Source organism: Dyadobacter sp. CY351 (assembly GCF_021502625.1).
GTDB lineage: Bacteria > Bacteroidota > Bacteroidia > Cytophagales > Spirosomataceae > Dyadobacter > Dyadobacter chenhuakuii.
On sequence record NZ_JAKFFU010000013.1, the window covers coordinates 209398 to 228534 of the forward strand.

The window sequence follows — 19137 nt, forward strand, 5'->3', positions numbered from 1 at the left end:
TCAAATGAAGGATCAAAATTGCAACTTCACACATATGAAATCAGTAAACGTTAACCCAACCCCTATATTCTCCCGAAGGCAATTCGTTGCTGCTTGCGCCGGCGTGCCGTTTTTGGGGAAATTTTTTTTTGATGAGCCATTTACATATAGCGTCAAAGGAAAAATCAATGTTGCTGATCTTGGCTTGACGCTTATTCATGAGCATGTTCTCGTTGATTTTATCGGGGCGGACAAGGTTACACAGGATCGATGGGATCACGACGAAGTCATCAACAAAGTCCTTCCCTATCTGCTTGAAATTAAGAAAAGGGGCATCAAGAGTCTGGTTGAATGTACGCCTGCTTACCTTGGACGGGACGTTTTATTGCTTCAAAAATTATCTAAAAAATCCGGATTGAATATCTTGACGAACACGGGTTACTACGGTGCTTCGGATAATAAATATTTACCCCGATTTGCTTTCACAGAAACCGCGGAACAACTTTCAAAGCGCTGGATTAACGAATTCCGGAACGGCATTGACGGTACGAACATTAAGCCGGGATTTATTAAAACCAGCGTTAATGCCGGCCCGCTTTCCGAACTTCACCAGAAACTCGTCCATGCCGCTGCGCTTACTCATCTACAAACTGGATTAACGATCTGTTCTCATACAGGGCCAGCTCTCCCAGCCGCTCAGGAAATTGAAATATTGCAAAAAAATGGGGTTAGTCCGTCAGCTTTCGTCTGGGTTCACGCCAGCGGAAGCGATGAGGATTTTGAAAAAATCGCGAAAAGTGGTTGCTGGGTTAGTCTGGATGGCGTGAATGAAGATAATGTTGAGAAGATAGCCACACTGATTTTGTTTCTGAAAGCAAAGGGCTTTATTAAACAAATCCTCCTGTCACACGACGCAGGCTGGTATAAACCGGGCGAGCCAAATGGCGGAACATTCAGAGGTTATACCACCATTTCAGACAAGCTTTTACCTCTGTTGAAACAGAAAGGATTCAGCGAGTTCGATACAAAGCAGGTTATGCTTACTAATCCAGCCAATGCATTTACGATCCGTATCCGCAAGTCAAATGCATAAGCAGCATATTTCAACGGATTTCTCAGCCTTCAAATTCGATTCGAAATGCCGTCCAGCCATCTGGATTGGTCTGTAATGAGAATGTGAATCCGTGGTTGATGAGGATTTCTCTGGCCAATGTGAGCCCTATGCCCTGGCCGTCGTGCTTGGTGCTAAAAAATGGGTTGAAAAGCTGGGCCCCTACTTCGGCTTCGATGGGGCTGCCGTTGTTTTTAATGGTCAGATTATTTTCGGAAACCTCGATTCGGATCTCATTGCCAGGTTTGCACGCCTCGATCGCATTTTTCAGCACATTGACAAGCACGTGCTCCATCTGGCCTACGTCGATTTTTTTAGATACAACATTTGCCGGCAGTGATGTGTGAATTGAGACACCCCGGTGTGCGGCTGCCGGCTCCATGAAAATAGCTAAGTCTTTGACAAATTTATTCAAATCCGTAGGAACCGGCGCGGGTGCTGGGAGCCGAACGACGTCTGCAAAGTTTCGCATGAATTTCGTTAGCCTCCGGTTACGTTCAGAAGCAATGGTTAGCGCTTCTCGCAGTTCAATGTAAGAATCATCCGAAAGAATGTTTGTGGTTGTCTGCAAAATGGAATCCGTGGCGCCTAGTGTGTTGTTCACCTCGTGCGCCATCATTCGGATCACTTTGCCGTATGCATTCTTTTCCGATTCAAGTATCTCATTAGTAAGCTCTTCGATCATCAGAAACGAGCGACGGAAGCCTTGATCCATGAAATGCGAGCGCTGCACTTTGAATGTTACCACGCCATTAGTTTTCACAATTTTCGATTCTCCGTCCTGAATATGAGCCAGTTCAACCAGCAACGGATGATTGGTTTCCTCCAATAACAGCCCTTTCAAACCTTCCGCTTCGTTTTTGAAATATTCCTTTGCTTTGACATTGAACGAATCGATTTTTTCATCAAAATCGAGGATAATGATAGAAATAGGCGATGCGGCGATCAGTTTTTCGAGGAAAAAATGTTGCTCATGCAAGCGCGTCCGCTCCTCGCGGAGCTGGTCGATCATCAGGTTATAAACTTCAATCAATGTATCCACTTCTCCTTTGCCGGTCGGGACGAATTTGATGGAAAAATCTTTGTCCTTAATGGCCTCAATTCCCGATTTCACAAATTGGATAGGTTGCATAAAATTCTGATAAATCTGAATGGAAACGATGGCGGAAAGCAACAGAAACACCTCAAAACCAATGAAAAGCAATTTGTCCTGATAGAGAATTTTGTAAACCAGGAAAACCAGGACAGTGTGCAATACCAATATGTAAAGAATGTATTTTGCCTTCGTTGATAATCTCATACGTCCTCGAATTCGTAGGAAATACCATATTTTTCCAATCTACGATAGAGCGCAAACCGTGTGATTCCGAGCGATCTGGCCACTTTGCTCACTTTATTCTGGTGAAATTGCATGGCCTTGGTGATCATTTGATATTCCATTTCCTCCAAAGTGATCGCGCCTACTTCTGGAAGGTTTTTCTGGGCCGACGGCTGTGTGCCACCACTCAGATTACGCTGTAAATCTGCTATATCCAATGTATCCGAGCCGGAAAGCAACACCGTGCGCTCGACCAGGTTTTTCAACTGACGGATATTTCCCTGTAACTGCAATGTCCGGAGCCATTTCATTGCTGCCGGGCTTAGGCGCAGGTTGGGGCGTTGATAAATGGTTTTCAGGTTGTTAACAAAGAATTCAGACAGCAACGGAATGTCGTCCGGCCTTTCCCTAAGCGCTGGCAGCTTAACGGTGATCAGGTTAATGCGGTAATAAAGGTCTTCCCGGAATGTTCCTTGCGCGACCATTTCCTCCAAATTCCGGTTTGTAGCACAGATCACACGCACGTCCACTGTCCTGCTTTTACTGCTTCCCAACGGCTCAAAAGTTCTTTCCTGCAACACACGCAGCAATTTTACCTGACTTGACAAATCCAGTTCCCCGATCTCATCCAAAAAGATCGATCCCTTATGCGCCATTTCAAACCGGCCCAGGCGATCCGTTTTGGCATCCGTAAAAGCGCCACGAACGTGACCGAAAAGCTCGCTTTCAAACAATGTTGAAGAAATCCCGCCCAGATTCACCTTCACAAAGGGACGTGATTTTCGCTTGCTATTCATGTGAATTGCCTCGGCAATCAGTTCCTTTCCCGTGCCGCTTTCGCCCGTAATAAGCACCGCCGCATCTGTGGAAGCAACGCGGCCAACGGTCTCAAGAATATCAAGCAGTTTGGGATCCTGACCTACAATGTTCTCGAAATGATACTGTTGTTCCAGTTTCTTTCTACTGCCTGAAAGCGGTAATGTTTGTGACAAATTCAGAATGGTCCGCACCGATTGCAGCACATGATCATTCTGCCAGGGTTTGGTAATAAAATCAATCGCACCTTCCTTCATTCCCCTCACAGCCAGATCAATAGTCCCCCATCCCGTAATCAAAATCACAGGAATGGCAGGGTAACGTTTCTTGATTTGCTGCAAAAGCTGCATGCCCTCCTTCCCCGAAGTTTCAATCGAAAAGTTCAGGTCCAGCAGGATCAGCTCCGGCGTAACCGTCTTCAAAATATCGAAAGTCTCATCCGGCGACCCCACACCTCTAACCTCAAACCCCTCCTTTTTAAGCAGCAGGATCAAAGAAGTCCGTATCGCAAGATCATCATCGACAATTAGGAGCATATCACAATTTTACTTCGCAATCACTTTTCAACATTCAAACATTCAATCATTCCCATCTAAACCCTCACTCTTCATGCAACGCTATCGCAGGGTGGATCCGGGAGGCTTGCTTGCTGGGGAGCCATGCGCAGAGGGTAACGATGATGTAAATTACGGCAATGGAGGCGAAAATTGAAGTGATATAAATTTCACTGTCGAGATCAAACACATTCATCAGCGGAAATTGCACAGCGAAAAGTAACCCGATAATAAGACTGAAAGTCGCGATCACCCATATTTCTCCCAAAAACTGAATGGCCACTTTGCCTTCCGTGGCACCCATCGCCCTGCGAAGTCCGATTTCATTTTTCCTTCGCGAAATGTTGAGATTTAGTATCCCAAAAAGTCCCAGCGCTACATTAGTAAGCAAGAATGCGCTGATAATCAGAAAAATAAGCACTGGAACAAGCGTAAGGTTATGACGGTTTAGACGTGATTCTTTTAAATAACTCACTTCAATTCCCCAACCAGGCAGCATCATCGCAATGTCCTTCACAAGCTTGGCTTCAAAGTTTGCGTCCGTGCCGCGTTTGGTTTTAATCAATACATTGGAATTCCATACATCATCTTTGGCAAGCATTTCAAAAACGCCCGGATTGTCAGACATAAATTCGCCTTTGGCTTTGAATTTATCGATAACGCCGACCACTTTATAGGAGCTCTTATCGTCGATTTTGATCACCTTATTCAACGATGTTTCATTTAGAAAGAGCTTGTCTTCCAGCTTTTTATTAATCACAATCGGAATAAATTTCGCTACACGATCACCTTCCCGATACCAACGTCCTTTCAACAGTGGCAAATCGAGCGTTTTATTGAAGTCAGGGTCTGTATAGTAAAAATCCGCGCCGACCGTTACTTTATTATAAGTCATGGCACCACTAACCTGATTGGCTGAAAACGGCGTATTACTGCTCATTCTTGTAGCCGTTTCCACCTCTTTATAAGACCTGATCCGCTGCATAACGCTGGTAAGTTTGCGGGCGACTTCCACTGTATCCTGATTTTTGGCCAAGTCCACATTCCAGACCTGTTCATAGTTAAAACCAATGGGTTGCAAATAATTTCTGACATTAAAAACAATCAGCGAAAGCACTCCGAAAAGCACCAGAAAAGACGCCAGAATTTCGATAATAAGCAGGGAATGCGTGCCCTTTTTATTCCATATGAGCTTGAAAAGATGTTGAAGCATAATAGTCGATTTTAATGTTAAACTTTCAGCGCGTCTACGATTTTTAATCTTGACATCCTGAATGCGGGTAAAACGCCCGAAAGGAGTCCGAAAAACAGGCAGACAGCCAGGCTGATCACAAATACAGGCACATTGATCGTCAGGTCTGCGTAGGCGATCCAGCCGCTGGAATTAATGAAGTAAATGATCAGGTAAGAGAGCGCCAGCGCAAATGCACCGCCAATGAATGTGATGAAAATATTTTCAATGATAAACTGCCAGAGCAATGCCGCCGAAGGAGCACCAAATGCTTTTCTTACACCAATTTCAGAAGCCCTTTCCAAAATCCGGCTGACATTGACATTGACCAGATTAATGGCTGGCAAGCCCATAAACATTAAAACCACAAAACTTACCACGGTGTAAAACATGAACCGCTGCGTGCTGCTCCGCGCAAAAGTGTTGACGAAATGATCGAAATATTTGTCTGCTTTCACTTGCAAAACCGTCAGGTTTTTGTCGGTATGGATCTCCGAATACGGGATACGGGAAATATTGCTGTCAAATTCCGATTGGATTGCCGGCATATCCGTAGCATCCTTCGCAGTAGCGATGGCAATGAAACTGCCTCTCAGTCCCTTGTTTTGATAATTGCTCTTGGGGGCCGTATAAGGGAAATAAATGTCCGAATAACTGTAAATACGCGTTGGCGGGCTGCCTTTAACCACACCGATCACACGATAATTGATATTCTCGATTTCAATGTTCTGTCCTACGACAGACTTCCCGCCGGTATCAAAATACTGGTCGCGCAAAGCATCCGTAATGACCGCCACGTGATCTGAATTTTTGATGTTATTATCGTTATAAGGCTTCCCCTCCAAAAACTGAAAACCCATCACCTCCCAGAACTCAGCATCGGTATACTTGGTATTCAATTTGATCCTTTTCCCATTCACGTATGTATTTGAAAAGTTGAAATTGGACATAATAGCAACCTTATCAGCCGATTTCAGCGACTTCACATGCTTGGTCAAAAAATCGAAAGTTGCAGGTCCGGACGACATGGAAGTGCGCGCCGAATCGGTTTGGATGACCGTGGCAACATACAATGAGCGATCACGGTTAACTTCCGGGTAATGTGTCCCGAACAAATGGTCCAGGAATGAAGTCAGCACCATTAACACCGTAAGTGTGAGGCTGATGCCGAAAAGTGTAATAAATGTATAGAAAGGATGCCGCAGCAGCACTTTCCAGGCGATTTTGATATAGTTTAGAAGCATAATGTTCAATGAGTGAATGGGTGAGTGAGTGAATGAGTGAATGATCGAACCATGAATAAAACATTCACTCATTCAAAATTAAAGAACCTGCGTGCCGTCAAACAACCGTATCAGCCTATGCGTGCGTTTGGCCATGGCGTCGTCATGGGTTACCATCACGATGGTGGCGCCTCCTTCATTCAGGTTCTGCAGAATGCTCACGATTTCATTTCCCATTGCGCTGTCGAGGTTTCCGGTCGGCTCATCAGCTAAGATGATCTCCGGCTTCCCTACAATAGCCCTGGCGATGGCTACGCGCTGTTTTTGCCCTCCTGAAAGTTGCTTTGGGAAATGTTTCATCCGGTTGCTCAACCCCACTTTTTCGAGTGCTTCCTGCGCCAGCTCGCGGCGTTCTTTGGAGGAACTGGTCCGGTATAAAAGCGGAATTTCCACGTTATCAATCACCGAAAGATCGTTAATGAGGTGAAAGCTTTGGAAAATGAAGCCCAGTTTTTGGTTACGCAGACTTGCCAGCGATTTGTCCGTATATTTTTCAACCTTACTTCCATCAATCTCGATATGTCCCTTGCTAGGTTCGTCCAGAAGGCCCATAATGTTCAGTAATGTGCTTTTTCCGCAGCCGGAGGGGCCCATTATGGAAACAAATTCTCCCTTTTTAACATCGATATTGATGTTGTTCAGCGCGAGTGTTTCAATGGAGCTTGTGCGGTAAACTTTTTCAACGTTTTGCAGTTTGATCATGGCTCAGTATGTTATTTTTTTATTTTGTTCAAAATCGTATAATGTCAAGATCCTCAGGCTGTAATAGGCTTGCCAGTAATCCCGCAATGCTAAGATGTAGTCTCTCCGGGCAATGTCCTTTTCCTGCGTTGCGATGCCCAGATCGGTGACACTCAGGTCACTCAGGATAAATCTTTCTTTGGCGATCTGATAGCGGTCCGCGGCAATATTATCGGCCAGTTTGGTGAGTTTAACCTGCTTTTGTAACATTTGCAAAAGGGTAACCTGCGTAAAAATCTCCTGCTCAAATGTAAGCTTCTCCTGCTCCACCGATTGCTGCGCAAACTCCTGATTCGCCTTCGCCACCTCCGTGCGGGCCTTATTGCGGCCCCAGGTCATGATCGGTAATGTAAATTGCAGCTCCACAAACTCACGGTCCTGCGGATTCCTGTATACGTCGGAGGGCTGTGCACCTTGATTTGATAATCCGAAAGTCGCATTCAGCGAAGCATTCAAACCGTTTTCCTTCCTGGCAAACTGCACTTCCCGTTCGGCTTCCAGCAACTTTCGCTTAAAACCGACCGCCGCGGATCTGTTTGCAAATGCCTCATCCAATGCAAGTTGTGTATTGATTGCAAATTCCGCTGCTTCCAGTGGGATTTCCAGTTCAAGCTCCCTTTCATCCCGTGAACCCATGTACATTTTCAGTTTCAGGGAAGCTACTGCTGCTGCCTGCTGAGCCGATGCAAGGTCTTTCTGCGCTGTTAGCAGTCCCATTTGAAGTTGCAGAAGGTCATTCTGAGATATTTTTCCCAATGCCAACTTTTGCTGCGCGATCTTGTAAAGTGTATCATTATTGCTCCGGTTCTTCTCGGCGATCTGCAAATTTACCTGCGCAACCAGCAGCTCGAAATAATAACCCGTCGCATCCAGCGAAACCTGTTCGAGTGACTGGATAAATTGCTGATTGCCCTCCTGGTATTTCAAAGGCTGAATTTTCCGGTCCCATTTTAATGTATTAAACCGGAAAAGCGGCTGGGTGATGCCAATTTCAAATGGAATGCCGTTGTATCTGGTGTTATTTCTGGCAAAATCATCAAAACGCTGCGTCTGCTGCTGCACGTAAATCGTTCCACCCGTAAGCGCAATGCTCTGACTCAGAGACAAATTCAGCAAAGAGTTGTTGTTTGAAACCTGCTCAAAAGAAATCGTTCCGTCCGGTTGCCTGACCTCAATGTAAGATCTCGTAAAACCCGGAATTGTTCCATTCAGGCTAAGTTGCGGCCGGTAATCTGCCTGGAACGAGCGATATTGCCAATAGTTGGTTTTCCTGGCCGTAACCGCCTGTTTAGAAGCAACAGATTGCTCTTTGGACATGAGCACAACATCTTGCAGCGAAAGTATCCTGGGCTGTGCTAAAACCGGAAAAGTCACAAAACAAGCGAAAATGAATGTAAGAATGTTTTTCATAGCATTTATTGAATTGAAATTTCCTCCAAATGCTCATAATCATTCAAATCCGTCAGGATCACTTTCTCGCCCACCTCTAAACCGCTTTTTATTTCAACAAAATCGAAATTTGAAAGTCCGGTTTCAACTTCCCGGCGCAACGCTTTGTTGTCCTTCAAAACATAAACAAACTGCTTTTTCTTACCTGTAAATGCTGGTCCATTGGCAACGCGCACCGTATTGGAGCTGCTGCTGGTCACCACATAAACTTCCACCTTCATATTCGGCCTGAGCGATTCGCTTTTTGCGTTATCCAACTGGATCACAAACCCGATCACGCCGTCTTTCACAGCTGGTTTCACCTGCGTTATCACACCTCGTAATGTCACCTCATTCAGCCTGATAATCACGCTAAGTCCTGCTTTCACCTGATCTGCATAAATATCCGAGCAACTCCCCTCGACCCTGAAACTGCCCAGGTCAGCCACTTTTGCAAGCATTTCTCCTTCATTCACCGACGAGCCAATGTTCTCATTTACCCAGGTCAAAACCCCTTTCCGGTCGGCGACGATGTCCGCCATTCTCAGCTTATGCTGTAATTCTTTCAAATTCTTACTCTCAATCTGCGCGCCCAGTTCGGTCTCTTTCAAGCTCGCGCCCATCGATTCCCGGTTGTATTTTAGGTCATTCTCCAACTGCTTCTTTTCCAGCTCCGCAATTTTTAACGCGTTCTCTGCCCGGGTAATGTCTTCCGCCGTGCCCCCTCCTACTTTTTGAAGTCTTTTTGCATCTTCAAAATCAGCCCGGAGTTTGTTAATGTTCAAAGATTTGATGCGATCATTAATTTCAGCGTCATACAAGTCCTTGTTCAGCTTCATCCGCAGCTGCTCAATGCTGTTTTGCTTCAATTTCAGTTGGTCCTCATAACGTTCGGACTCGATTACAGTAAGCGACTTATCCAGCTCAACAATGGCCTCGCCTGGATTTACCTGCGTTCCCGGCGTCAGCAAAATGCGCTTGATGCTGGCGCGGATGGGGCTCGTAAAAATTTGCTCATAAGCCGGGATGACTTCTCCCGATGCAGTCAATGTGTTTTCAACATTCCCTTTTTCAACCGTTCCCGTACGGATTCTGCTGCTTTCCAAAGTGCTGCCAAGGGATTTGCGAAAAAAATAAAGCAATGTTACCGTTAAGATTATTCCCAGCGCGATGAAAAGCCATCGTCGGTTTCTGGTGGTTTTAATGTAGTCCGGCGCAACTTCCCGATCCATTGTTTTTTGTTTGGAGGTTAAATGTGTTTCATGGCTAATGTGCTTCTAGTTAATCCATTTTTGTGCCAACACATAAAACACTAACAATCAATGTTTTATATAAAAAATAAAAACAAAAAACCGTGCGATAGCGCACGGTTTGTGTGATTTGGAACTGAAAATTTAAGCCTTCGAAACTAGGTTTTCAGCTTCTTCTTTTTAGCTGCCGGAAACAGGATATTATTGAGGATCAGCCTATAACCGGCCGAATTTGGATGCAAGTTCAGGTCCGTAGGTTCTTCGCCTACACGGTGCTGGTAATCCTCCGGATCATGCCCCCCGTAAAAAGTAAAAAAGCCTTTTCCATGCGTGCTATGAATGTAACGCGCTTCCTTAGCAGTCTTATTTTCAGCCAGAATGATGACCTCAGGCTTGATTAGGCGATTTTTAAAAGCGGTTGTTTGGCCCAAGAAACCTTTGATAATGGTCTGGTGATTTTGCGTGAGCATGCTGGGCACCGGGTCCCATTTAGCAGAAAACTGGAACAGCGAGAAGAAATCGTTAGCCTCCGTCAGATTACGCTCTTCAGGCTGGTTATCAATGTCTGAAAACTCAACTTCATAAGGATAGGAAATGGTTTTGAAATCCTTGAAAGCAAATGTGTTATCATAATTTAGTTTACTATTAGCAGTCGGATCTACGGGCGTGCCATCGTACATAGCCTCCACAATATCCAGCCCTTCCGCGGCAAGTGTAATGTCAAATGTATCGGTGGCATTGCACATGGCGAACATGTAACCGCCACCCGTAACGAACTCCGAAATCCGCTTTGCCACTGCCAGTTTCATCTGTGGCACATTACCAAAATGGTATTTATTGGCCGTCTCTTCCGCCTCGCGCTTTTGCTCGCGATACCATGGAAAATCTTTGTATTGATAAAATTTACCAAACTGGCCCGTAAAATCTTCGTGGTGCAAATGCAGCCAATCGTATTCCGGAAGCTTATTGTTCAGCACTTCATCGTCATAAATCACATCATAAGGAATCTCCGCATAAGTTAGCACCAGCGTCACCGCGTCATCCCAGGGAAGCGTCGATTTGGGAGAATAAACGGCGATCTTAGGCGCTTTCTGCAATTTTACCGCATCCATATTCACATCCGGCGCACTGATCTGGCTCAGGATCTGACCCGCCTGCCCTTCCGAGATCACTTCAAAACTCACACCGCGAACCGTCATTTCCGACGCAAACTGCTGATTATAAGCGATCATAAAACTGCCGCCACGGTAATTTAGCAGCCAATCCATTTCCATTTCAAAATTTTTCAGGATCCAGTAAGAAATCCCGTAAGCCTTCAAATGGTTCTTTTGGCCCTCATCCATAGGGATAAGCAGCCGGTTGGACATGCTGTCAAATGATAATGTTAAAAAAATGATAAGCGGGATAAACAAGCGTATCACTGGTTTGATTCTTTCACGTTTCATGCGCAGCTTTACAAAGTCGGATTTTATTAAATATAAAAAGAAAACGATAGAAATCACATTATGGTGCACAAGCTTTAAAACCATGAACATCAGGGAAAATATTGACGAAGGCCTCCGCTCCATTCAAAGCAATCTGCTCAGAACCGTTCTCACTGCGCTGATCATTGCCATCGGAATCACGTCCCTGGTCGGCATCCTGACCGCCATCGAAGGCATTCAGAATTCGGTCAACAGCAGCTTTGCAGACCTGGGAGCCAACACTTTCACCGTCAAAAACAAAGAGGACGATGAATTTCGCAATGGCGGCCGCCGGAGCAAGCAATATCCCGCAGTAACCTATCGGCAAGCGCTTACATTTGCCAATCAATTTAAATCATCTTACACTGCAACCGCCTCACTTTCAGCAGACATAGGCGGAGCTGTTCAGGTAAATTATCTCTCCCAAAAAACAAATCCAAACACCAGCGTCGTCGGTTCCGACGAGCAATATCTAGGCATTAACGGCTACAAAATAGACCTGGGCCGTAATCTCGACAAGAATGATATGGAAAACGCGCTGAATGTTGCAGTGATAGGCCAGGAAATTGCCAAAAAACTCTTTCAACGCGTTGACCCGCTCAATAAGGACATTACTTTCATGGGCAGCCGTTACAAAGTTGTGGGTGTGCTGCAAAAGAAAGGTTCGCTCGGCGGACAAAATGACGCAGACCGCATTATCCTCATTCCCCTCGAAAATGGCCGCGGACTTGCCGCAAACCGCGCATTAACATACAACATTACCGCCTCTGCCCCGAACATTTCCGACGGAGATTTTATCGTAGAAGAAGCCCGCGGGATCATGCGCAGGATCCGGAACGATGCTTTGGGCAAAGAAGATTCATTCACCATCGACCGCGCGGATGCAGTCGCCAAGGATTTTGAAGAGGTGACCGGTTATCTGCGTATCGGCGGATTCGGCATTGGCATTATCACATTATTAGGCGCTTCCATCGCATTGATGAACATTATGCTCGTCTCCGTCACCGAACGAACCCGCGAAATCGGGATCCGCAAATCGCTCGGCGCAACGCCAGGTGTGATCCGTTTCCAATTTCTGATCGAAGCCATCGTTGTCTGCATACTAGGAGGAATAGCCGGCTTGATTCTAGGCATTGTCATCGGCAACGTCATTTCCGGCCTCATCAGCTCCGACAGTACATTTGTGGTTCCTTGGATCTGGATGGCGATGGGAATTCTCGTTTGCGTAGTTGTGGGCGTTCTTTCGGGGATTTACCCGGCCATCAAAGCCTCACGCCTCGATCCGATAGAAGCACTGCGTTATGAATAAGGAAGTTAAGTTTCGTGAATGTATTGCCATTATTTTTTCCAATGATTTTTTCGGCGATACGCTTGCTTAATATATTTTTCTCCCTACTTTTGCACTCCCAACAAGAGAAGATCAATGCCCAGATGGCGGAATTGGTAGACGCGTTGGTCTCAAACACCAATGAGGTTACACTCGTGCCGGTTCGACTCCGGCTCTGGGTACAAAAGCCCTTCAACGCAAGTTGAGGGGCTTTTTTGTTTTTTGAAGCTTGAAAAATTACCATTAAACCCAGCTCTTGTAATATTTTCCTGCCATTTGGATTCGACTCCGGTCGCCGCGACCAAACGGAACTTTTTATGCAAATCTTAAAACGAAAATAATATTTTAACGAACATTAATTTGATTATCAGCCTAATACAACTTACAATCCAAAATACTTTTCCGGTTCGACAACTATATGCTAACCGACTAGCACAAGCTAAAAATTTAGGCGTCGATTTATTAGCCAATCGGCATAAGAGATCATCCTGAATCTTTTAATGGCGTTTTCTCATTAAAATAGCTAGCTAAATATTTTCCCGTTTGACTGTCTGGTTCACCGGCAACAGTTGCTGCCGGACCACTTATAACGACTTCACCGCCTTCATCTCCGGCACCTGGCCCAACATCGATCACCCAGTCGCTGTTTGCGACAACGTGCATATCGTGTTCGATGACAATGACCGTATTTCCCTGATCAACCAACTTATTGAGCTGGACAAGTAAATTGTCCACATCGGAAGGGTGCAATCCTGTTGTAGGCTCATCAAGAATATACAATGTGTTGCCATGCTGCGCCCGTTGCAATTCGGTGGCCAGCTTTATTCGCTGCGCCTCACCTCCTGAAAGCTCGATAGCCGGTTGCCCAAGACGCAGATAACCCAGACCAACCTGACGAACGACATCCAGCGCCCGGTTGATCTGAGGTTCAGAGTCAAAAAAGTCAAATGCCTCATCCACAGTCATGCCAAGCACCTGGGCAATGTTTTTGTCATGGTATGTAATTTCCAGCGTCTTTTCATTATAGCGACTTCCGTGACAGGCCGGGCACGGAGTATAGACACTGGGAAGAAACAAAAGCTCAACCATTACAAAGCCTTCGCCTTCGCAGTTCGGACAGCGTCCTTTTGCGACGTTGAAGGAAAAACGACCCGCATCGTATTTTCGACTCTTCGCCATTTTGGTATTGGCAAACAATTTTCGAACGTAATCAAATAGGCCTGTGTACGTGGCCAGGTTTGAACGGGGCGTGCGTCCGATAGGTTTCTGATCGACTGGTATTAACCTCCGAATCTGACTTATGCCTTCCGAAATGTACCCGGTCGTTGTTTTTGGGTTCTCTGCCTGAAGCAAATTATCTTCCTGATCGTCTATGCCTGGTATTTGCTGTCCTAATTTCTCCAAAACAAGCTCAACAAGCGCCTGACTGATCAAACTGCTTTTCCCCGAGCCCGATATGCCGGTGACGCTGGTCAATACGCCTATTGGAAAGTCGGCATCCACATGCTTTAAATTATTTCGGCTTACGTCCCTGAGTCGAAGCCATCCTTTTGCCTCTCTTGCCGGCTTCTGACTTTGATCAACATTAAACAGATATCGCCTAGTTACCGACTTGCTGATTTTTTCCAATCCCTGCAATGGACCACTGTAAAGTATTTCACCTCCCTTTTCACCTGCTCCCGGCCCTACATCCACAACCCAGTCGGCGTGGCGGATGATTTCGACCTCGTGCTCAACAACAAAAAGCGAGTTCCCGGCTGCTTTTAAGTGGTCCAGGGCTCGAAGCAACGACTGTGTGTCGGCAGGATGAAGACCTGCGGATGGCTCGTCGAGTACATAGACGACGCCAAAAAGATTGGAGTGTATCTGCGTCCCCAGCCGCAGGCGTTGTAATTCTCCGGGGGAAAGCGTTGGGGTGCTTCTTTCAAGGGTCAGATAGCCAAGTCCCAGATCGATCAGTACATCCAGGCGGGATAAAAGATCCTGACCGATGCGTTCAAGAACCAATGTTTTTTCGGGGTGTTTCTGGTCTGGGTCGGTATTTCTAGCTTTTACGGATGAAGATATTATTTCACGTAAACTCTTGATATTGAGCTGATAAAATTCCGCAATATCCATTCCGGAAAATTTCACAGACAATGGCTCAGGACGCAGGCGCTTTCCGTGGCAGACGGGACATGGCGCGCTCAGCATAAATTTGGATACACGCTTTTTCATCGCCTGGCTCTGTGAATTGGCGAAAGTTTGCATCACATACCGTTTGACGCCGGTAAATGTACCCATATAACTAGGTTCCATTTTCCGCGCCAGGGCCTGTTGAACTTGTGCCATAGTAAGTCCGGAATAGACCGGAACAACCGGCTGTTCCTCCGTAAATAAGATCCAATCCCTGTCTTTCTTCGGCAGGTCACGCCAGGGAATGTCCACATTATAACCAAGCGTCATCAATATTTCCCGCAGGTTTTGCCCCTGCCAGGCGGTGGGCCATGCCGCGATGGCTTTTTCCCTGATCGAGAGGGAATCATCGGGCACCATCGAATGTTCCGTCACTTCATAGACAACACCCAGGCCGTGGCATTCCGGGCAGGCGCCTTCTGGAGTGTTGGGCGAAAACGATTCTGCATATACGATCGACTGGCCGGAAGGATAGTCTCCTGCCCTCGAATACAGCATCCGGATCAGATTCGAAATCGTGGTGACGCTGCCTACGGAAGAACGTGTACTGGTCGCTCCCCGCTGCTGCTGCAAAGCGATCGCCGGCGGAAGACCATCGATGCTGTCGACCTGGGGAATGGACATCTGATTAAAAAGTCGCCTAGCATACGGAGAGACGGACTCCAGATAACGACGCTGCGCTTCAGCATACAAGGTCCCGAAAGCGAGCGATGATTTACCAGAACCCGAGACACCCGTAAATACAACCAATGCATCTCTGGGTATTTCCAGATCAACGTTTTTCAGGTTATTCTCTTTGGCTCCCTGCACTTTGACAAAATTGGAGACCGGATGTGATATTAGTTCTTTTGACATTGGATCTGGGATAAAATGCACTTTGAAATAGTCCCAGCGCTTTCGTAGTAGTTTTTCTGGAAGCCCGTGTTAAGCAAAGCTCGCAACTTTATTTGATGGTTGCGTAATCGAATGTTAAAGTAGTTAAGGTTGGTGAGACAAAGGCAGAAGTACCGCACCGGATATTTTTAATTACTAACAAATACCAGCAGTATAATCCCAGAGATTACCGCTTGACTTTATACCATCTCATCACAAGGATGAATTAAGTTCATTTCATGTAAACTAATCAAACAGTTATGGTAAAATTGGCAATTTTGGCAAGGCTCGAAGCTAAGCCAGGTAAAGAACAAGACGTCGCGGACTTTCTCAAAGGTGCCTTGCCTTTGGCGATGGAGGAAGCAGGTACCATCAACTGGTTTGCCCTGCAAATAGGTCCTTCCACATTCGGAATTTTCGATACATTCGAAACTCAGGAAGGCAGGGCGGCACATTTGGGAGGCGGGATCGCCAAAGCACTGATGGCAAATGCGCCGGACCTGCTTGCAGTTGATCCGGTCCTTGAAATGGTCGACTTACTGGCAGTCAAGTAAAACATTGAGTATTACCCTTCATAATAATTGTGTTTAGGCTCTTCATAGAAAATCTAGATGCGGCAGTGATCCTATTTTCAAAATAAATAATTTATAAGCATGTCCACTTTCAAGATCTGTTAATCCTTGCTACACTCCTCTTTGGCGGTCTCGTTCACGCACAATCCAATTTTACAAGTAAATCCATCGGAGTCGGCGTCGTGGTAGCAGACATGCAACGCTCATTGGATTTCTATATAAAAGGGATCGGCATGGTCAACACACCTACGCCTCTGACGAAAGATTCACACTTCGTACTGGTCCAGGATCCGGACGGGACATTTGTGGAGCTGATCGGGCCGATGTAATCGTGAAGTTTTTTTCGCCCTGAAATCGTGCATTGATTAGGCCGGAGACCGTTATGTTCAGGTATGAAGAGCATGGAAAAAACAGTTGAGATATGGAAAACAACAAACATGACTTCAATAACGTGTTTTTCCAACAGGCTTCAGGATTGGCTAAAATTGGAAGTTGGGAACTTGATGTAGTAAATGACAAAATTTACTGGTCGACGATGGTTCACGAACTGCACGAAACAAATCCGGAAACGTTCATCCCTAATTTAGTAACAGCCCTTGGTTTTTACCGAAATGATTATCGATCAATTGTAAATGAGATTATATTAAAAAGTATCGAGACGGGTGCAGCATTTGACTTTGAAGCTGTGATAGTTACTAAAAAAAAGAAAGAAAGATGGATTCGGGCTATTGGAAATGTTGAAATGATTCATGGAAAATGCCAGAGAATAATCGGAAGTTTTCAGGATATCCATAGTTCCAAGTTGCTGGCGCTTCAGATGCGTGAGATTTTGGAAAGTATATCTGACGCTTTTTATGCAGTAGATAAAAATTGGAAATTTACTTATTTTAATAAAGAAGCCGAGAACCTGCTGTTAAAGAAGACAGAAGATGTTTTAGGCAAAAACATTTGGGAAGTATTCCCAGCAAGTGCAGATACTGTCATTCGGAAAATTTATCAAAGAGTTGCCCGTTCAAAAAAGAAAGAATCCTTTGAATACCATTATCCGGGGAATGGGAAATGGTATGAAATAAATGCATATCCATCACATGGTGGCATATCAGCATACTTTAAGAATATAGATGAACGTAAGCAGGCCGCAGAAAAACTCGATAAAGCCTATCAGGAAAAAATTAATATCCTGGAAAGTATCGGAGACGCTTTTTTCACAGTAAACAAAGATTGGGTACTAACCTATTTGAACAAAGAAACCGAAAAGGTTTTACACAGGAAAAGGGACACCCTTATTGGTAAAAACCTTTGGGACGAATATCCTGACGCAATAGAGACTGACTTTTATCGCCAATATCACAAAGCAGCAAAAACTCAGGAAAATTTGACTTTTGAAGAGTTTTATCCGGCATTGAAAGTATGGCTCGAAGTGACGGTGTATCCATCAAGCACCGGACTTTCCGTCTATTTTAAGGACATTACATTAAGAAAAGAGTCGGATCTACGCTTGCTTCACTCCAATGAACGCTTTGAAAAAGTCGCCGAGGCGACCCATGATGCGATATGGGATTGGAATATCCTAGAAGATACACTCTATTGGGGGCCCGGTTTCGGTAGTCTGTTTGGATACCAGGTTGAAAAGATTACTCCAACATTAAAGTCCTGGACAAATCATATCCATCCTGAGGATCGGAAACAGGTATTACAAAGTATTTATGGAACGCTTGAGAATCCTCGCCAAACCAACTGGATCTCCGAATACCGTTACAAAAAAAATGACGACACCTTTGCCAATGTGATTGATAGGGGTATTGTAATTAGAGATGAAAATGGAAATCCTACCCGTATGGTAGGTGCTATGAATGATATCTCAGAGCGAAAAAAATTTGAGATAAGCAGACTAGAATATGTCGGACAAATTGAAACACAGAATGAAAAACTAAAAAATATTGCGTGGACTCAGTCACATATTGTTCGGGCACCCCTTGCGAGAATGCTCGCAATTATGAATGCTATTGATGATAACAACAAAGATCTGGATGACACTTTAATGTGGTTAAAACATTTAAGAGATTCCGCTAACGAGTTGGATGAAATTATAAAGGACGTAGTTGAAAAGGCGCAACATTTAACTTGAAAAAATGAATAAAGCTATTGTCATTGTAGATGACGATCCAATTGTTAGATTAGTCATCCAAAGAATGGTGCACAACATTGATAGTTCAATTACTTGCCATCAATGCGAAAATGGAGAGGTTGGTTTATTGAGAATAGAAAAACTACAAAATATAACCGATTACATTGTTGTACTTTTGGATATTAATATGCCCGTTTTAAATGGATGGGAATTTTTAGACAGACTGCAACAACTAAATATTGTTGCCAGTGATAAATTCAAATTATACATGATCACCTCCTCTACAGATGCAAGTGACAAGATTAAAGCTCGATCTTATCCGGTGATTAAAAAGCTCTATCCCAAACCGCTTTCAAAACAAGATTTAAAGTAAATTCTTAGTTCTGATGAAATGCCTTAATTTTTAACATCGTTAACCTCGCGAGAAAATACGGTGCCATGACTTCCTCATCCCGTAGCAACCTCTGGCAGCTTCGCAAACACCCGCTGTGTAACAACCTCATGTACCAAGAGTTTAGTCTCAGTCAAGATACATTCGCAACATTATCAAATAACCTAATCTACTCATTTATAGATACTTATATCTGCCAACTTTTTTAAATCTATTAGCATCTGGTTCGACATTTGTTCCGTTGCGGCTACAAAAGCCCTTCAACGCAAGTTGAGGGGCTTTTTGCTATCAGGCTGTGCCAGGATTTCGCTGGTGAAAGTGTGTTAGGTGAAAAAGCTTGCCTTAACTAATTAAAAGACTGCCTAAACTCTGTATGTACCCCGATTTTCAGACAGCCATTTGTTGTTGTATTTCCTTTTTCAGCAGCAAGTCTTTCCATTCAAAAGGTGTCATATTGCCGAGTCCTTCATGAGGTCTTCGGTGGTTATATTCATCAA

General features: G+C 44.9%; 15 protein-coding genes and 1 tRNA gene. 7 read left to right on the forward strand and 9 right to left on the reverse strand.

What is annotated here, in order from left to right:
- Positions 1–34 precede the first annotated feature (34 nt).
- Entirely contained in the window at positions 35–1072 is a 1038-nt protein-coding gene (locus L0660_RS22815; RefSeq protein ID WP_235161455.1) for a phosphotriesterase, read from the forward strand.
- A gap of 22 nt (positions 1073–1094) precedes the next feature.
- Here L0660_RS22815 and L0660_RS22820 read toward each other — a convergent pair whose 3' ends face one another.
- From L0660_RS22820 to L0660_RS22855, 8 genes are all read right to left on the reverse strand, one after another.
- The gene (locus tag L0660_RS22820; RefSeq protein ID WP_235161456.1) at positions 1095–2390 is read right to left on the reverse strand and encodes a PAS domain-containing sensor histidine kinase; all 1296 of its coding nucleotides are present in this window, start codon (positions 2388–2390) and stop codon (positions 1095–1097) included.
- Positions 2387–3760 carry a sigma-54 dependent transcriptional regulator gene (locus L0660_RS22825; RefSeq protein ID WP_235161457.1) on the reverse strand — a complete coding sequence of 458 codons (1374 nt, stop codon included), beginning with the start codon at positions 3758–3760 and terminating at the stop codon, positions 2387–2389. Before L0660_RS22825 ends, L0660_RS22820 begins: the two co-directional genes overlap by 4 nt.
- 64 nt (positions 3761–3824) lie before the next feature.
- Entirely contained in the window at positions 3825–4991 is a 1167-nt protein-coding gene (locus L0660_RS22830; RefSeq protein ID WP_235161458.1) for an ABC transporter permease, read from the reverse strand.
- 17 nt (positions 4992–5008) lie between these two features.
- The gene (locus L0660_RS22835) at positions 5009–6253 is read right to left on the reverse strand and encodes an ABC transporter permease (RefSeq protein WP_235161459.1); all 1245 of its coding nucleotides are present in this window, start codon (positions 6251–6253) and stop codon (positions 5009–5011) included.
- Positions 6254–6331: 78 nt separating this feature from the next.
- Positions 6332–6994, reverse strand: a complete 663-nt coding sequence (locus L0660_RS22840; protein ID WP_235161460.1) for an ABC transporter ATP-binding protein — start codon at positions 6992–6994, stop codon at positions 6332–6334.
- 3 nt (positions 6995–6997) lie between these two features.
- Positions 6998–8443: a TolC family protein gene (locus tag L0660_RS22845; RefSeq protein WP_235161461.1), complete on the reverse strand. Its 1446-nt coding sequence runs from the start codon at positions 8441–8443 to the stop codon at positions 6998–7000.
- 5 nt (positions 8444–8448) lie between these two features.
- Positions 8449–9693 carry an efflux RND transporter periplasmic adaptor subunit gene (locus L0660_RS22850; protein ID WP_233795960.1) on the reverse strand — a complete coding sequence of 415 codons (1245 nt, stop codon included), beginning with the start codon at positions 9691–9693 and terminating at the stop codon, positions 8449–8451.
- A gap of 176 nt (positions 9694–9869) precedes the next feature.
- The gene (locus tag L0660_RS22855) at positions 9870–11132 is read right to left on the reverse strand and encodes an asparagine synthetase B (protein WP_235161472.1); all 1263 of its coding nucleotides are present in this window, start codon (positions 11130–11132) and stop codon (positions 9870–9872) included.
- A 106-nt stretch (positions 11133–11238) separates the two neighbouring features.
- Between L0660_RS22855 and L0660_RS22860 the strand changes: the two genes are divergently transcribed.
- On the forward strand, positions 11239–12483 hold the full coding sequence (locus tag L0660_RS22860) for an ABC transporter permease (RefSeq protein ID WP_233795959.1): 1245 nt from the start codon (positions 11239–11241) through the stop codon (positions 12481–12483).
- Positions 12484–12599: 116 nt separating this feature from the next.
- Positions 12600–12683: transfer RNA gene (locus L0660_RS22865), tRNA-Leu, on the forward strand.
- Positions 12684–12984: 301 nt separating this feature from the next.
- On the opposite strand, the gene uvrA is transcribed toward L0660_RS22865, so the two are convergent.
- Positions 12985–15531: an excinuclease ABC subunit UvrA gene (gene uvrA, locus L0660_RS22870; RefSeq protein ID WP_235161462.1), complete on the reverse strand. Its 2547-nt coding sequence runs from the start codon at positions 15529–15531 to the stop codon at positions 12985–12987.
- A gap of 278 nt (positions 15532–15809) precedes the next feature.
- Here uvrA and L0660_RS22875 point away from each other — a divergent pair, with 278 nt between their 5' ends.
- From L0660_RS22875 to L0660_RS22890, 4 genes are all read left to right on the forward strand, one after another.
- Positions 15810–16103, forward strand: coding sequence for a putative quinol monooxygenase (locus L0660_RS22875; protein ID WP_019945777.1), 294 nt, complete (start codon positions 15810–15812; stop codon positions 16101–16103).
- Positions 16104–16327: 224 nt separating this feature from the next.
- Entirely contained in the window at positions 16328–16450 is a 123-nt protein-coding gene (locus L0660_RS26250) for a hypothetical protein (RefSeq protein WP_310589641.1), read from the forward strand.
- 92 nt (positions 16451–16542) lie between these two features.
- The gene (locus L0660_RS22885; protein ID WP_235161463.1) at positions 16543–18249 is read left to right on the forward strand and encodes a PAS domain S-box protein; all 1707 of its coding nucleotides are present in this window, start codon (positions 16543–16545) and stop codon (positions 18247–18249) included.
- Positions 18250–18253: 4 nt separating this feature from the next.
- Positions 18254–18622 carry a response regulator gene (locus L0660_RS22890; RefSeq protein WP_235161464.1) on the forward strand — a complete coding sequence of 123 codons (369 nt, stop codon included), beginning with the start codon at positions 18254–18256 and terminating at the stop codon, positions 18620–18622.
- Positions 18623–19137: the final 515 nt, after the last annotated feature.

What these genes read in the sequence shown, in the direction of transcription:
- L0660_RS22815 (WP_235161455.1), top strand. Translation starts at nt 35, where the DNA reads ATGAAATCAGTAAACGTTAACCCAACCCCTATATTCTCCCGAAGGCAA.
- L0660_RS22820 (WP_235161456.1), bottom strand. Translation starts at nt 2,390, where the DNA reads ATGAGATTATCAACGAAGGCAAAATACATTCTTTACATATTGGTATTG.
- L0660_RS22825 (WP_235161457.1), bottom strand. Translation starts at nt 3,760, where the DNA reads ATGCTCCTAATTGTCGATGATGATCTTGCGATACGGACTTCTTTGATC.
- L0660_RS22830 (WP_235161458.1), bottom strand. Translation starts at nt 4,991, where the DNA reads ATGCTTCAACATCTTTTCAAGCTCATATGGAATAAAAAGGGCACGCAT.
- L0660_RS22835 (WP_235161459.1), bottom strand. Translation starts at nt 6,253, where the DNA reads ATGCTTCTAAACTATATCAAAATCGCCTGGAAAGTGCTGCTGCGGCAT.
- L0660_RS22840 (WP_235161460.1), bottom strand. Translation starts at nt 6,994, where the DNA reads ATGATCAAACTGCAAAACGTTGAAAAAGTTTACCGCACAAGCTCCATT.
- L0660_RS22845 (WP_235161461.1), bottom strand. Translation starts at nt 8,443, where the DNA reads ATGAAAAACATTCTTACATTCATTTTCGCTTGTTTTGTGACTTTTCCG.
- L0660_RS22850 (WP_233795960.1), bottom strand. Translation starts at nt 9,693, where the DNA reads ATGGATCGGGAAGTTGCGCCGGACTACATTAAAACCACCAGAAACCGA.
- L0660_RS22860 (WP_233795959.1), top strand. Translation starts at nt 11,239, where the DNA reads ATGAACATCAGGGAAAATATTGACGAAGGCCTCCGCTCCATTCAAAGC.
- uvrA (WP_235161462.1), bottom strand. Translation starts at nt 15,531, where the DNA reads ATGTCAAAAGAACTAATATCACATCCGGTCTCCAATTTTGTCAAAGTG.
- L0660_RS22875 (WP_019945777.1), top strand. Translation starts at nt 15,810, where the DNA reads ATGGTAAAATTGGCAATTTTGGCAAGGCTCGAAGCTAAGCCAGGTAAA.
- L0660_RS22885 (WP_235161463.1), top strand. Translation starts at nt 16,543, where the DNA reads ATGGAAAACAACAAACATGACTTCAATAACGTGTTTTTCCAACAGGCT.
- L0660_RS22890 (WP_235161464.1), top strand. Translation starts at nt 18,254, where the DNA reads ATGAATAAAGCTATTGTCATTGTAGATGACGATCCAATTGTTAGATTA.